This is a genomic window from Bacillus sp. FSL M7-0791, from assembly GCF_038627085.1.
In the GTDB taxonomy this organism is placed as follows: Bacteria; Bacillota; Bacilli; order Bacillales; family Bacillaceae; genus Bacillus; species Bacillus safensis.
In genome coordinates, this window is sequence record NZ_CP152022.1 from 79,713 (window position 1) to 94,885 (window position 15,173).

14 protein-coding genes and 1 rRNA gene are annotated in these 15,173 nt (G+C 43.5%); all 15 read left to right on the plus strand.

All coding sequences use genetic code 11. The annotated features are described in order from the left end of the window. Positions 1-17 precede the first annotated feature (17 nt). Positions 18-1,919, plus strand: coding sequence for an ATP-dependent zinc metalloprotease FtsH (gene ftsH, locus MHI08_RS00425; RefSeq protein ID WP_024427186.1), 1,902 nt, complete (start codon positions 18-20; stop codon positions 1,917-1,919). Between the two features lie 162 nt (positions 1,920-2,081). Further along, positions 2,082-2,858 carry a type III pantothenate kinase gene (locus MHI08_RS00430; RefSeq protein ID WP_024427185.1) on the plus strand — a complete coding sequence of 259 codons (777 nt, stop codon included), beginning with the start codon at positions 2,082-2,084 and terminating at the stop codon, positions 2,856-2,858. A 14-nt stretch (positions 2,859-2,872) separates the two neighbouring features. Further along, positions 2,873-3,748 (plus strand): Hsp33 family molecular chaperone HslO, encoded by an 876-nt coding sequence (gene hslO / locus MHI08_RS00435; protein WP_041105733.1) that lies wholly within the window; start codon positions 2,873-2,875, stop codon positions 3,746-3,748. Positions 3,749-3,794: 46 nt separating this feature from the next. Beyond that, positions 3,795-4,703, plus strand: a complete 909-nt coding sequence (locus MHI08_RS00440) for a peptidyl-prolyl cis-trans isomerase (RefSeq protein WP_024425654.1) — start codon at positions 3,795-3,797, stop codon at positions 4,701-4,703. Positions 4,704-4,780: 77 nt separating this feature from the next. Next, complete coding sequence (gene cysK / locus MHI08_RS00445) at positions 4,781-5,704, plus strand: cysteine synthase A (RefSeq protein WP_024425655.1); 924 nt, start codon at positions 4,781-4,783, stop codon at positions 5,702-5,704. Between the two features lie 124 nt (positions 5,705-5,828). Then, positions 5,829-7,247 (plus strand): anthranilate synthase component I family protein, encoded by a 1,419-nt coding sequence (locus MHI08_RS00450; protein WP_326350043.1) that lies wholly within the window; start codon positions 5,829-5,831, stop codon positions 7,245-7,247. A 13-nt stretch (positions 7,248-7,260) separates the two neighbouring features. After that, positions 7,261-7,854 carry an aminodeoxychorismate/anthranilate synthase component II gene (gene pabA / locus MHI08_RS00455; protein ID WP_024425656.1) on the plus strand — a complete coding sequence of 198 codons (594 nt, stop codon included), beginning with the start codon at positions 7,261-7,263 and terminating at the stop codon, positions 7,852-7,854. Beyond that, a complete protein-coding gene (gene pabC, locus MHI08_RS00460; RefSeq protein ID WP_342499886.1) occupies positions 7,851-8,699 on the plus strand; it encodes an aminodeoxychorismate lyase in 849 nt (282 codons plus the stop codon). Before pabA ends, pabC begins: the two co-directional genes overlap by 4 nt. A gap of 9 nt (positions 8,700-8,708) precedes the next feature. Continuing rightward, positions 8,709-9,566 (plus strand): dihydropteroate synthase, encoded by an 858-nt coding sequence (gene folP / locus MHI08_RS00465; protein ID WP_024425658.1) that lies wholly within the window; start codon positions 8,709-8,711, stop codon positions 9,564-9,566. Then, on the plus strand, positions 9,559-9,921 hold the full coding sequence (folB, locus tag MHI08_RS00470) for a dihydroneopterin aldolase (RefSeq protein ID WP_024425659.1): 363 nt from the start codon (positions 9,559-9,561) through the stop codon (positions 9,919-9,921). The genes folP and folB overlap by 8 nt, the downstream gene beginning before the upstream one ends. After that, on the plus strand, positions 9,918-10,421 hold the full coding sequence (gene folK / locus MHI08_RS00475) for a 2-amino-4-hydroxy-6-hydroxymethyldihydropteridine diphosphokinase (RefSeq protein ID WP_041105740.1): 504 nt from the start codon (positions 9,918-9,920) through the stop codon (positions 10,419-10,421). The genes folB and folK overlap by 4 nt, the downstream gene beginning before the upstream one ends. Then, positions 10,373-10,606, plus strand: a complete 234-nt coding sequence (locus tag MHI08_RS00480; RefSeq protein ID WP_326149327.1) for a helix-turn-helix transcriptional regulator — start codon at positions 10,373-10,375, stop codon at positions 10,604-10,606. Before folK ends, MHI08_RS00480 begins: the two co-directional genes overlap by 49 nt. Beyond that, the gene (gene dusB / locus MHI08_RS00485; RefSeq protein ID WP_041105742.1) at positions 10,599-11,600 is read left to right on the plus strand and encodes a tRNA dihydrouridine synthase DusB; all 1,002 of its coding nucleotides are present in this window, start codon (positions 10,599-10,601) and stop codon (positions 11,598-11,600) included. The genes MHI08_RS00480 and dusB overlap by 8 nt, the downstream gene beginning before the upstream one ends. 90 nt (positions 11,601-11,690) lie before the next feature. Next, positions 11,691-13,190: a lysine--tRNA ligase gene (gene lysS, locus MHI08_RS00490; protein ID WP_326149326.1), complete on the plus strand. Its 1,500-nt coding sequence runs from the start codon at positions 11,691-11,693 to the stop codon at positions 13,188-13,190. 341 nt (positions 13,191-13,531) lie between these two features. Further along, positions 13,532-15,080: ribosomal RNA gene (locus tag MHI08_RS00495) — 16S ribosomal RNA — on the plus strand. The last annotated feature ends 93 nt before the right edge of the window (positions 15,081-15,173 follow it).

Here is a 15,173-nt window from a genome sequence, read left to right on the forward strand (position 1 = left end):
GTGGGAGGAGGTAAGGAATGAATCGGGTTTTTCGTAATACGATTTTTTATATACTTATTTTATTACTTGTGATAGGGGTCGTCAGTTGGTTAGGATCCCCAAATCAAAAGCCTGAGAACATGTCTTACAGCAAATTTTCGCAAAATCTAAGTGCGGGAAAAGTGGAGAGTATCTCCATTCAGCCTGTAAGAGGGGTTTATGAAATTCGTGGTCAATTAGATGGCGCGAAGAAAGATCAATACTTCATTACCCATGTTCCAGATGGTCAAGGTGTTGACCAAATTTACAGTGCACTGAAGAATACAGATGTAAAAGTAGAACCAGCACCTGAAACAAATGGATGGCTGCAAGTTCTGACAACCATCATTCCGTTTATCATCATCTTTATCCTGTTCTTCTTCTTATTGAACCAAGCTCAGGGCGGCGGAAGCCGAGTCATGAACTTTGGTAAGAGTAAGGCGAAGCTTTACACAGAAGAGAAGAAACGTGTGAAATTTAAAGATGTTGCCGGTGCAGATGAAGAAAAGCAAGAGCTTGTAGAAGTGGTTGAATTCCTGAAGGACCCACGTAAATTTGCGGAGCTTGGCGCAAGAATCCCTAAAGGGGTTTTACTAGTAGGACCTCCAGGTACAGGTAAAACATTGCTTGCGAGAGCATCTGCAGGAGAAGCAGGCGTTCCTTTCTTCAGCATCAGTGGTTCTGACTTCGTCGAGATGTTCGTCGGTGTCGGTGCATCACGTGTACGTGATTTATTCGAAAATGCGAAAAAGAATGCACCTTGCTTAATCTTTATTGATGAGATTGATGCAGTGGGTCGTCAGCGTGGAGCCGGTCTTGGCGGTGGTCATGACGAGCGTGAACAAACGCTTAACCAGCTTCTTGTTGAAATGGATGGTTTTAGTGCCAACGAAGGTATTATTATCATTGCTGCGACAAACCGTGCAGATATTCTAGACCCTGCATTGCTGCGTCCGGGACGTTTTGACCGTCAAATTACGGTTGACCGCCCAGATGTTATTGGCCGTGAAGAAGTACTGAAAGTTCATGCGAAAAACAAACCGCTTGACGAGTCAGTTAACTTAAAAGCCATTGCAAGCAGAACACCAGGGTTCTCTGGAGCAGATCTTGAGAACTTACTAAACGAAGCAGCACTTGTTGCTGCCCGTCATAACAAAAAGAAAATCGATATGCGTGATATTGACGAAGCGACTGACCGTGTCATCGCTGGGCCGGCGAAGAAAAGCCGTGTCATTTCGAAGAAAGAACGTAATATTGTGGCTTACCATGAAGCAGGTCATACCGTCATTGGTCTTATCCTAGACGAAGCGGACATGGTGCATAAAGTAACGATCGTTCCTCGTGGTCAGGCAGGCGGATATGCGGTCATGCTTCCAAGAGAAGACCGTTATTTCCAAACGAAGCCAGAGCTTCTTGATAAGATTGTCGGCTTGCTCGGCGGTCGTGTTGCAGAGGAAATTACGTTTGGTGAAGTAAGTACAGGCGCTCACAACGACTTCCAGCGTGCAACAGGCATTGCAAGAAGAATGGTCACAGAGTTCGGTATGTCTGATAAACTTGGTCCGCTTCAATTCGGTCAATCACAAGGAGGTCAAGTCTTCCTTGGCCGTGATTTTAACAATGAGCCGAATTACAGTGAAGCGATCGCTTACGAAATTGACCAAGAAGTTCAGCGTTTCATTAAGGAGAGCTACGAACGTGCGAAACAAATTCTCACTGAGAATAAAGATAAGTTAGAAATCATCGCACAAGCCCTTCTAGAAGTTGAAACATTAGATGCTGAACAAATTAAATCTCTTTACGAAACTGGAAAGCTTCCAGAGCGTGTATATGCAGATGACGAAGAGAAAAACGATGATGTGAAAGTAAACATCAAGAAAAAAGAAGATGAGGAGATCTAATCTCCTTCTGTGAAAGCTGCCGGGATCACCGGCAGCTTTTTTTATTTCGATTCATGAATGGATCGGTTTCGAATTGTTTACAAATGGAACTCAATTCGTGTATGGTATGATAGAAAGTCGAAAAATGCTCTTTTTGAGAAACTATTCAAAGTGGTGATGAAGTTGTTACTCGTGATAGATGTAGGAAACACAAATACCGTTTTAGGTGTTTATCATAATGGCGATCTAAACTACCATTGGCGAATTGAAACAAGCCGTCATAAAACAGAAGATGAATTTGGTATGTCCATCAGGGCTTTATTCGATTATGTCGGGCTGATGTTTGACCAAATAGAAGGGATTATCATCTCGTCTGTTGTCCCGCCAATGATGTTCGCACTTGAAAGAATGTGCGAAAAGTATTTTCACATAACACCCCAAATTGTAGGGCCTGGAATGAAGACTGGATTAAACATTATGTGTGACAATCCAAAGGAAGTCGGGGCAGATCGAATTGTCAATGCAGTAGCAGCAATTCACCTATATGGGGCACCTCTTATTGTGGTAGACTTTGGAACAGCAACAACCTACTGTTATATCAATGAACAAAAACAATACATGGGTGGAGCGATTGCACCGGGTATTACCATCTCAACTGAGGCTTTATATACAAGAGCGGCGAAGCTGCCGAGAATTGAAATTGTCCGTCCAGATCACATTGTTGGAAAAAACACCATCAGTGCGATGCAATCCGGCATCCTTTATGGATATGTTGGCCAAGTCGAGGGAATAGTGAAACGGATGAAGCAGCAAGCCAAACAAACACCGAAAGTCATTGCAACAGGCGGTTTGTCTACATTGATTGGAAATGAATCAGACTGTATTGATATTGTCGATCCGTTCCTCACATTAAAAGGACTGCAGCTCATTTATGAACGTAATCGTGTCGGTGTATTATAGGAGGTTTAAATCAAATGGATTACTTAGTTAAAGCGTTAGCATATGATGGAAAAGTCCGCGCATATGCTGCAAACACAACAGATACAATCAACGAAGCACAAAGAAGACATCATACGTGGCCGACTGCATCAGCAGCCATCGGCAGAACGATGACAGCAACAGTCATGATGGGTGCTATGCTGAAAGGTGAGAATAAGCTAACTGTCAAAATAGAAGGCGGTGGACCAATCGGCGCCATTATCGCTGATGGAAATGCAAAAGGCCAGGTGCGAGGATATGTCTCAAACCCACAAGTTCACTTTGACTTAAATGAACATGGCAAGCTGGATGTTAGACGTGCAGTCGGAACATCTGGAACGTTAAGTGTTGTCAAAGATATCGGGCTGAAGGACCACTTTACAGGACAAACAGAAATTGTCTCAGGTGAAATTGGAGATGACTTCACTTATTATCTTGTTTCTTCTGAGCAAGTGCCTTCTTCTGTAGGCGTAGGCGTCCTTGTCAATCCAGATAATTCGATTCTCGCAGCAGGCGGTTTCATCATTCAATTGCTGCCTGGTACAGAAGATGCTGTCATTGAAAGACTAGAAAAGCGCCTGTCAACCATTGAACCAATCTCTAAACTCATTGAAAAAGGGATGACACCAGAACAAATATTAGAAGAAGTACTCGGTGAAAAGCCTCAAATTTTAGAAACTGTACCTGTCGAATTTTCTTGTAACTGCTCAAAAGAACGGTTTGCAAATGGCATTATCAGCCTAGGGAAAGCCGAAATTGATGATATGATTGAACAAGACGGACAAGCAGAAGCTCAATGCCATTTTTGTAACGAAACGTATGTATTTACAAAAGAAGAGCTAGAAGAGCTACGTGAAGAATTAACCCGCTAAGCTCTAAGCAGCGGGTTTTCTTTTTAGAATGGAAAGGAGACGAAAGATGAGACTAAAAGCAAGAGTGGTATGGACATTTATCCTCGTGTTGCTCATGATTAATGCCGTTGTCATTGCATATGTATTAACAAAGTCACAAATGTCACAGGCTTCTTCTAACGGGAAGAGCGGTGAAGAAATTGCGTCAATTGGAAAAGAGAAGGTGACGCGTCAAGAATGGCTAAAGAAAATGGAAGACCGCTACGGAAAGGCGACTCTTGAGCAAATGATCAATCAAAAGGTGGTCAATCAGCTTGCCAAGCAAAACAAGCTGGAAGTGTCTTCAAAAGAGATCAATCGTGAATTGCTTATGCTCAAAGCGGTGTCTAATAATTTCTATGAAGATGGACATACAAGTGAGAAGGAATGGAAAGAACAGATTCGTTATCAAATTTTATTAGAGCAGCTTTTAACAAGAGATGCCGTCGTTTCTGAAAAAGAAGCGAAATCGTTTTATGAAAAAAACAAGGACTTATATCAATATGATGATTCATACCGCATTCGCCATATCGTCGTGAAGACAAAGAGCGAGGCTGAAAATGTATTGAAAGATTTAAAAGGTGGATCTAGTTTCGAAGCCGTGGCAGCTGAACGTTCAATCGACCGTTACACCTCACCATACGGCGGAGATCTTGGATTTGTGACAGAAGAGCAGGAAAGTATCCCAGCCCTATACATACAAGAAGCTCAAAAGCTTCAGCCAGATGAATGGACGAAAGAGCCGATTCAGACCAAAAACGGGTATGCCATTATTCAGTTAAAAGAAAAATTAAATGGCCGCTCTTTCTCCTATGACGAAGTCAAAGACCAGATTAAAAGGCAGATCGCCATGGAAGATCTAGGTGAAAAGGCGAATGTCAAAACCCTGTGGAAAGAAGCAAAAGTCACATGGTTTTACGATGGCGAGCAGGACTAAAAGCATTGACAAAATTTTTTGAAATTGATAATTTAATATTAATACAATAAAATTACTCGGAGATAGAGGTGTTAGTGATGGCTCGTATTGCAAATTCAGTTTTTGAACTAATAGGAAATACACCAGTCGTTAAATTAAACCGTTTAGTAGATGAAGACAGTGCGGATGTCTACTTGAAACTTGAATATATGAACCCGGGCAGCAGTGTCAAAGATCGTATTGCTTTAGCGATGATCGAAGATGCTGAAGCAAAAGGTACATTAAAAGCCGGCGATACGCTTATTGAACCAACAAGCGGAAATACAGGAATCGGCCTTGCAATGGTAGCGGCTGCTAAAGGAATCAATGCGATTTTGGTTATGCCGGACACAATGAGTCAGGAGCGCCGCAACCTTTTACGCGCTTATGGTGCGGAACTTGTCTTAACACCAGGTGCAGAAGGAATGAAAGGTGCCATCAAAAAAGCGGAAGAATTAGCAGAAGAGCATGGTTATTTCATGCCTCAGCAATTTAGCAACGAAGCCAATGCAGAGATTCACCGTCGTACAACTGGGAAAGAAATCCTTGAACAGTTTGACGGCGAGCTTGATGCATTTATTGCAGGTGTTGGTACGGGCGGTACGATTACAGGTGCTGGTGAAGTCCTAAAAGAAGCCATCCCATCCATCCAGCTTTACGCAGTAGAGCCGACAGATTCCCCTGTATTGTCAGGCGGAAAGCCGGGTCCGCATAAAATTCAAGGAATTGGAGCAGGTTTTGTTCCTTCAATCTTGAACACAGAAATATATGACGGCATCATCCAAGTGAAAAACGAAGATGCATTTGAGCTTGCAAGAAAAGCAGCGAAAGAAGAAGGAATCCTTGGCGGTATTTCTTCCGGAGCAGCTATTTACGCAGCACTTCAAACAGCGAAAAAGCTTGGTAAAGGGAAAAAGGTTCTGGCCATTATCCCAAGTAACGGTGAGCGTTACCTCAGTACACCTCTTTATCAATTCGATTAAACCAATCACCCCAGCATTTGCTGGGGTTTTTTCATGAATTCTGAAGATGGAAAGCAAATACTATTTTCTAAATAAATTGGATTGCATTACAATAAGATTAATGAAAATGAAAAAGGATGATAACATGACACAACGCAGGCCGATGGGCATCAAAATTCCTTTTACGAAAGATGCATTCTTGAAAAGATACGAACAATTAACTGCTCGCGAAACACATCATGTGCTTCTTGAAAGTGCACGCGGCGGTTCTTATAGCATCGCTGGTATTCACCCGATCGCTAAAGCGAAGGGGAAAGATGGAATGACGACTATCCATTATCAAGATGAGGTGCTGTTCAAAGAAGGTGATCCATTCAGAGCGTTTACGGATTGGTTTCAAACTCTTCAAACCGAAACGAACGACGAATACCCCGATTTTCAAGGCGGAGCAATTGGGTTTTTAAGCTACGATTATGCTAGATACATCGAACATTTTAAGATGCTGTCAATTGATGATCTTCAAACACCAGACCTTTATTTCCTCGTATTTAACGATGTTGCAGTTTTTGATCATAAAGAGCACGCGCTGTGGCTGATTACGCACATAGAGGAAACGGAATCAGTGAGTAAAGCGAACCAAAGGCTTGAAGAATGGAAGCAAAAATGGACAAGCTCTTCAGAAGAATCAGCACAATCACCTGTCAGTGAACCTTCCACAGAATTTGTACCAGCAGCACCATTCACTGAAGAAACCTTTGGGGAAGCAGTAGAGAAAATTAAGCAATATATCGCAAACGGTGATGTGTTCCAAGTGAACTTATCCATCAGACAAGATGAACAGCTACACACTCATCCGTATGATTTATACAAAACGTTACGTCAAGTCAATCCATCTCCTTACATGTCTTACCTGCATACGCCTGACTTCCAGATTGTTTGTGGATCTCCAGAGCTGCTTATTAAGAAAAAAGGAACTCAGCTAGAAACAAGACCAATTGCCGGAACAAGATCACGAGGCAAAGACGACGCTGAGGATCAAGCTCTGGCAAAAGAGCTCATTGAAAATGAAAAAGAACGCGCAGAGCATGTGATGCTCGTTGATCTTGAGCGGAATGACCTTGGACGCGTATCCACTTATGGATCCGTAAAAGTGAATGAATTTATGGCGATTGAGAAATATTCACACGTGATGCATATTGTATCCAATGTACAAGGAGAGCTGCGTGATGAATGTGACGCGGTAGATGTCATGAGAGCTGTATTCCCAGGTGGAACGATTACAGGTGCTCCAAAAGTGAGGACGATGGAAATCATAGAAGAACTTGAGCCAACAAGACGTGGGCTTTATACTGGATCTATAGGCTGGTTTGGATTCAATCAAGATATGCACTTTAATATCGTCATTCGTACTGCGTATTGTACAGAAGGAAAAGCCTTTATGCAGTCAGGTGCGGGGATCGTCATTGATTCAGTCCCAAAACACGAATATAAAGAATCGATTAAAAAAGCCTATGCAGTGAAAAAAGCATTACAGCTGAGCAAAGAAGAGACTATTTTGAGTTAGAGGTGAGCAGAGTATGATTTTAATGATTGATAATTATGATTCATTTACGTACAACCTGGTCCAGTATTTAGGTGAGCTTGGAGAAGAATTGATCGTGAAACGGAATGATCAAGTAACCATTCAAGAAATTGAAGAGCTCAAGCCGGATTTCCTCATGATTTCTCCAGGGCCATGCAGTCCTGATGAAGCGGGGATTAGTATGGAGGCGATCAAGCACTTTGCAGGAAGTATTCCGATCTTCGGTGTGTGTCTAGGTCACCAATCCATCGCACAAGTCTTTGGCGGGGATGTCGTTCGAGCAGAGCGCTTAATGCACGGTAAAACGTCAGAGATTAAACATGACGGAAAAGGTGTCTTCACAGGACTACAAAATCCGCTCGTCGCAACGAGATATCATTCGTTAATTGTCAAAAACGAGACACTGCCAGAGTGCTTTGACGCAACAGCCAGCACAAAAGAAGGCGAGCTCATGGCGATTCGCCATAAAGAACTGCCGATTGAAAGTGTGCAATTCCATCCTGAATCGATTATGACGTCCTTCGGAAAAGAAATGCTGAAAAATTTCATTGAAACCTATCGTAAAAAGGGGCATGAAGTAAACGCATGATCATTTATCTGAACGGTCAGTATATAGAGGAGAAAGACGCGACTCTTTCTCCTTTTGATCATGGTTTTCTATATGGCATCGGTGTATTCGAAACATTTACCAGCCTGGCAGGACAAGTCTTCCTGTTAGATTGGCATCTTGAAAGGCTCAATCAATCATTACGTGACCTTTGCATCGAATCCACAATAGAGAAACCATTTGTACTCGACATCATTCATACTTTACTAAATAAAAACCAAATAGCTGGCGGCCATGCGAGAATTCGCTTGAATGTTTCTGCGGGCAGAGGCAATGGGTTTTCTGCAGATCCTTATGAAGAGCCTGTCGTTTTTGTCATGATCTCTCCATTCCGTCCAGAATCTATTTTGGATGAGAAAAAGGGAGTCATTCTTCAAACAAGAAGAAATACACCTGAAGGGCCAAAACGCCTCAAGTCTCATCACTATATGAACAACCTGCTCGGGAAAAGAGAAGTGGGGAACGACCCGGCGTTAGAAGGCATCTTTTTAACGAAAGAAGATGATGTGGCAGAAGGCATTACCTCGAATGTATTTTGGCGAAAAGATGATGTGGTCTATACACCGTCACTTGATACAGGCATTTTAAATGGGGTCACTCGTCGATACTGTATGGAAACACTCCACGCGATGGGGGTCTCGCTAAAGGAAGGACGATACCCAGTCTCACATTTGCTCTCAGCTGATGAGGCATGGATGACCAATTCTGTTCAGGGAGTTGTACCTTTCGGGAGTATAGGAGACATCCACTTGCTCAAAAACAGCCGGACCATCTCAACAAAGTTAAGAATGCAATACACAAAAGAACGTCAAGACCATAAAGAGTAGGTGGACACAATGACACAACAATTGATAAAACAGCCTAAAATCATACAGGCCAAGCATCACACCCTTAGCTATGAAGAAAAGACATTGGTCATGGGCATTTTAAATGTCACTCCTGACTCTTTTTCAGATGGAGGAAAGTTTAATCAAGTAGATAAAGCGCTGGCTCATGCAGCGCAGCTGATAGAAGACGGGGCGCATATTATTGATATTGGCGGAGAATCGACTCGTCCGGGAGCGGCACTTGTCTCGGAAGAAGAGGAGCTTTCAAGGGTCATTCCTGTCATTGAGAAGATCACAAAAGAATTAGATGTACCTATCTCTATTGATACGTATAAAGCCCGTGTCGCAGATGAAGCGGTGAAAGCTGGAGCCTCCATCATTAATGATGTATGGGGAGCGAAGGCAGATCCCCAAATGGCACATGTGGCAGCGAAGCACAATGTCCCAATCATTTTAATGCACAATCGGCCAGAACGAAACTACACACATCTTATTTCAGATATGATCGCCGATTTGAAAGAAAGTGTCCAAATTGCCCAGCAAGCGGGTGTCCGTGATGACATGATCATATTAGATCCAGGGGTAGGATTTGCGAAAAATAAAGAGGACAACCTGAAGGTCATGAATGAACTTGAACATTTTTGTCACCTTGGGTATCCACTGCTGCTAGCTACATCTCGAAAACGATTCATTGGTGCTGTCTTAGACCTGCCGCCTGAAGAACGTACTGAAGGAACAGGTGCGACGGTCTGCCTTGGGATTCAAAAGGGCAGTGCGATGGTCCGTGTACATGATGTAAAAGAAATAGCAAGAATGGCAAAAATGATGGATGCCATGCTGAATAAGGGAGGCGCTTATCATCGATAAAGTATATGTAAATGGAATGGAATTTTACGGGTACCATGGTGTATTTGCAGAAGAAAATAAATTAGGGCAGCGATTCCGCGTGGACTTAACAGCTTCACTTGATTTAAGTAAAGCCGGACAAACTGATGACCTCAATGAGACCATCAACTATGCAGAGCTTTACCAAATCTGCAAAAGCATTGTAGAAGGCGAGCCGGTCAATCTCGTTGAAACACTGACAGAAAGAATTGCAAACCAAGTGTTAAAGGACTTTCCGACAGTTCAGGAATGTACAGTGAAGGTGATCAAGCCAGACCCGCCAATTCCAGGACACTATCAGTCCGTTGCAATTGAAATGACGAGATCGCGCACATGAACAATACAGCATACATCGCATTAGGCTCAAACATAGGTAAAAAAGAAACCTATTTAAAAGAAGCCGTCAAAAAACTGCATGAACATCCAGAGGTTCAAGTGGAATTAATCTCATCGATATATGAAACAGCACCTGTAGGCTATGAAAACCAAGATGACTTTTTAAACATGGCCGTGAAAATTTCCACTTCACTTCGTCCAGAGGAGCTACTTTCTCTTACTCAGAAAATCGAGCAGGAGTTAGGCAGAACAAGAGAAGTGAGATGGGGTCCGCGAACGGCTGACCTTGACATTTTACTTTATAATCGTGAAAATATTGAAACAGAACAACTTGTAGTGCCGCATCCCAGAATGTACGAACGTTTATTCGTTCTTGTCCCGATGAGTGAGATTTGCCCAGAAATCGGCGAAGTACAAATAAATGCCGTAACAGACCAAGAAGGTGTAAGCATATGGAAAAAGACATGTGGGGTAGAAGAATTCGTGCATACCGAAAGCTAAAAGGGTATACTCAGGAAGGGTTCGCAAAAAGACTGGGCATCTCTGTCTCTGTCTTAGGAGAAATTGAGCGAGGCAATCGATTACCAACAAACCAATTGGTTAGTCAAATAGCAGATGCTTTAAATATAACGGTGGTAGAACTTTCACCAATTCTTGAAGAAGAAAGGAGGGGGAAAAATGTTTAAAATCGGAGATATCGAGATTAAAAACAAAGTAGTGCTCGCGCCAATGGCTGGTGTGTGCAACTCTGCCTTCAGACTGACAGTGAAAGAGTTTGGAGCGGGTTTAGTCTGCGCTGAAATGGTCAGTGACAAAGCGATCCTGATCAACAATGCGAGAACAATGGGTATGCTATACATTGATGAACGGGAAAAGCCTTTGAGCCTTCAGATATTTGGAGGGGAAAAAGACACACTCGTCGAAGCGGCAAAGTTCGTAGACCAGAATACCACAGCTGATATTATTGATATCAACATGGGCTGTCCTGTACCAAAGATTACGAAATGTGATGCAGGAGCGAAATGGCTCCTTGATCCAAACAAGATTTATGAAATGGTCTCTGCTGTCGTAGAAGCTGTAGACAAACCAGTTACAGTGAAAATGAGAATGGGCTGGGACGAAGACCATATCTTTGCTATCGACAATGCACGTGCTGTTGAACGAGCAGGTGGACAAGCGGTTGCGCTTCACGGACGGACACGCGTGCAAATGTACGAAGGAACAGCGAATTGGGATATTATGAAAGAGGTTAAACAATCTGTTTCAATTCCTGTCATCGGCAATGGCGATGTCAAAACCCCTCAAGATGCAAAACGTATGCTTGATGAAACAGGTGTGGACGCTGTCATGATCGGAAGAGCTGCACTAGGAAACCCGTGGATGATTTATCGAACGGTTCATTATTTAGAAACGGGTGAACTGAAAGAAGAGCCAAACGTGCGTGAGAAAATGTCAGTGTGCAAGCTTCACTTAGACAGACTCATTGATCTAAAAGGCGAGCATGTGGCTGTTAGAGAAATGAGAAAGCACGCAGCATGGTACTTAAAAGGTGTCCGAGGCAATGCGGACGTGAGAAATCAAATCAATCAAAGTGAAACGAGAGCGGAGCTTGTACAAGTTCTTGATGACTTTACGATCGAAGCCGAGGCAAAAGAGCTTCAAAGTATAAAAGTAGGATAAGATTATCTTTCTTTTTGTAGCTCACTGCTAGTGCATGTACTGGCAGTTTTTCTGCTTTTCTCTGCAAAATACATTATTGGAGTGATATAAATGAGTAATGAAGGGCTTAATAACGAAGAATTAAATGACCAATTCCAGGTCAGACGTGACAAAATGAATAAAATGAGAGAAGAGGGTATCGATCCATTCGGTGAACGATATGACCGTTCTCATCAATCTGCGCAAATTATCGCTGAATATGACGAGTTTTCTAAAGAAGACTTAGAAGGAAAAGCGGCTCAAGTAACAATCGCTGGACGTATGATGACAAAGCGCGGAAAAGGTAAAGCTGGCTTTGCGCATATTCAAGACCTAGAAGGACAAATTCAAATCTATGTTCGTAAAGATAGTGTAGGGGAAGAAGCTTACGAATTATTTAAAAGCTCAGATCTAGGCGATATCATCGGTGTAACAGGGACTGTTTTTAAAACAAATGTCGGAGAACTTTCTATTAAAGCGACTAGCTTTGAGGTTCTTACAAAAGCACTTCGCCCGCTTCCTGATAAATATCATGGATTAAAAGATGTTGAACAACGCTATCGTCAGCGCTACCTTGACCTCATTGTAAATCCAGAAAGTAAGCAGACATTCATTATGCGAAGCAAAATCATTCAATCCATGAGAAGATACTTGGATTCTAAAGGATACTTAGAAGTTGAAACACCAACAATGCACAGCATTCCTGGTGGTGCATCGGCGCGTCCTTTCATTACTCATCACAATGCACTTGATATGCCGCTTTATATGCGTATTGCGATCGAGCTGCACTTAAAACGCCTAATTGTCGGTGGTCTAGAGAAAGTATACGAGATTGGCCGCGTATTCCGTAATGAAGGTGTATCGACTCGTCATAACCCAGAATTCACTATGATTGAGCTGTATGAAGCATACGCAGACTACAAAGACATCATGAATCTGACTGAAAACTTGATTTCTCATATTGCCCAAGAGGTGCTGGGAACAACAACCATTCAATATGGAGAAGATGAAATTGATCTCAAACCTGAATGGAAGAGACTGCATATGGTTGAAGCGGTCAAAGAAGCAACAGGTGTAGACTTCTGGCAGGAGATGTCTATAGAAGAAGCAAAACAGCATGCTGCTGATCATGGTGTAGAAATCACGAAAAATATGACAGTAGGTCATATTATCAATGAGTTCTTCGAGCAAAAAGTAGAAGAAACATTGGTTCAGCCTACATTCATTTACGGACATCCAGTGGAGATTTCTCCATTAGCTAAGAAAAATCCTGAAGACCCTCGCTTCACAGATCGCTTTGAGCTGTTTATCGTGCGCCGTGAGCATGCAAATGCATTCACAGAGCTAAACGATCCAATTGATCAAAGAGAACGCTTTGAAGCTCAATTAAAAGAACGTGAAGAAGGAAATGACGAAGCACATCTAATGGATGACGATTTTGTTGAAGCATTAGAATACGGCATGCCTCCAACAGGTGGGTTAGGAATCGGGATCGACCGATTAATCATGCTTTTAACAAATTCTCCATCAATCAGAGATGTACTGCTTTTCCCGCAAATGAGAAACCGCTAATACATCAATCAAAGCGCCATTTTATCTATGGCGCTTTTTATTTTTCATAAAATGAAACTTTTTTTAAAAAAACTATTGCAAGGAAAGATTCCAGGTGGTATATTATTATTCGTTGCCGCAAAACAGCAACGAGGTTAAAAAAAGAAATTGAAAAAAGTTCTTGACTTTAACCGATGCAAAATGTTAAGATATTAAAGTCGCTTACGAGCGATAACGAACATGATCTTTGAAAACTAAACAAGACAAAACGTACCTGTTAATTCGAGTTTTTATAAAAAATCCTATGATACATCATAGGTAGTCAGTCAAACTGGCGAAAAGCAAAACTTCGGTTTTGTACTTTTTCGGAGAGTTTGATCCTGGCTCAGGACGAACGCTGGCGGCGTGCCTAATACATGCAAGTCGAGCGGACAGAAGGGAGCTTGCTCCCGGATGTTAGCGGCGGACGGGTGAGTAACACGTGGGTAACCTGCCTGTAAGACTGGGATAACTCCGGGAAACCGGAGCTAATACCGGATAGTTCCTTGAACCGCATGGTTCAAGGATGAAAGACGGTTTCGGCTGTCACTTACAGATGGACCCGCGGCGCATTAGCTAGTTGGTGGGGTAATGGCTCACCAAGGCGACGATGCGTAGCCGACCTGAGAGGGTGATCGGCCACACTGGGACTGAGACACGGCCCAGACTCCTACGGGAGGCAGCAGTAGGGAATCTTCCGCAATGGACGAAAGTCTGACGGAGCAACGCCGCGTGAGTGATGAAGGTTTTCGGATCGTAAAGCTCTGTTGTTAGGGAAGAACAAGTGCGAGAGTAACTGCTCGCACCTTGACGGTACCTAACCAGAAAGCCACGGCTAACTACGTGCCAGCAGCCGCGGTAATACGTAGGTGGCAAGCGTTGTCCGGAATTATTGGGCGTAAAGGGCTCGCAGGCGGTTTCTTAAGTCTGATGTGAAAGCCCCCGGCTCAACCGGGGAGGGTCATTGGAAACTGGGAAACTTGAGTGCAGAAGAGGAGAGTGGAATTCCACGTGTAGCGGTGAAATGCGTAGAGATGTGGAGGAACACCAGTGGCGAAGGCGACTCTCTGGTCTGTAACTGACGCTGAGGAGCGAAAGCGTGGGGAGCGAACAGGATTAGATACCCTGGTAGTCCACGCCGTAAACGATGAGTGCTAAGTGTTAGGGGGTTTCCGCCCCTTAGTGCTGCAGCTAACGCATTAAGCACTCCGCCTGGGGAGTACGGTCGCAAGACTGAAACTCAAAGGAATTGACGGGGGCCCGCACAAGCGGTGGAGCATGTGGTTTAATTCGAAGCAACGCGAAGAACCTTACCAGGTCTTGACATCCTCTGACAACCCTAGAGATAGGGCTTTCCCTTCGGGGACAGAGTGACAGGTGGTGCATGGTTGTCGTCAGCTCGTGTCGTGAGATGTTGGGTTAAGTCCCGCAACGAGCGCAACCCTTGATCTTAGTTGCCAGCATTCAGTTGGGCACTCTAAGGTGACTGCCGGTGACAAACCGGAGGAAGGTGGGGATGACGTCAAATCATCATGCCCCTTATGACCTGGGCTACACACGTGCTACAATGGACAGAACAAAGGGCTGCAAGACCGCAAGGTTTAGCCAATCCCATAAATCTGTTCTCAGTTCGGATCGCAGTCTGCAACTCGACTGCGTGAAGCTGGAATCGCTAGTAATCGCGGATCAGCATGCCGCGGTGAATACGTTCCCGGGCCTTGTACACACCGCCCGTCACACCACGAGAGTTTGCAACACCCGAAGTCGGTGAGGTAACCTTTATGGAGCCAGCCGCCGAAGGTGGGGCAGATGATTGGGGTGAAGTCGTAACAAGGTAGCCGTATCGGAAGGTGCGGCTGGATCACCTCCTTTCTAAGGATATATGGAGCAGCGTACGTTTTCGTCTTGTTTAGTTTTGAAGGATCATTCCTTCAAAACATGTCTCTAGCGAGACAGGATTGTTCT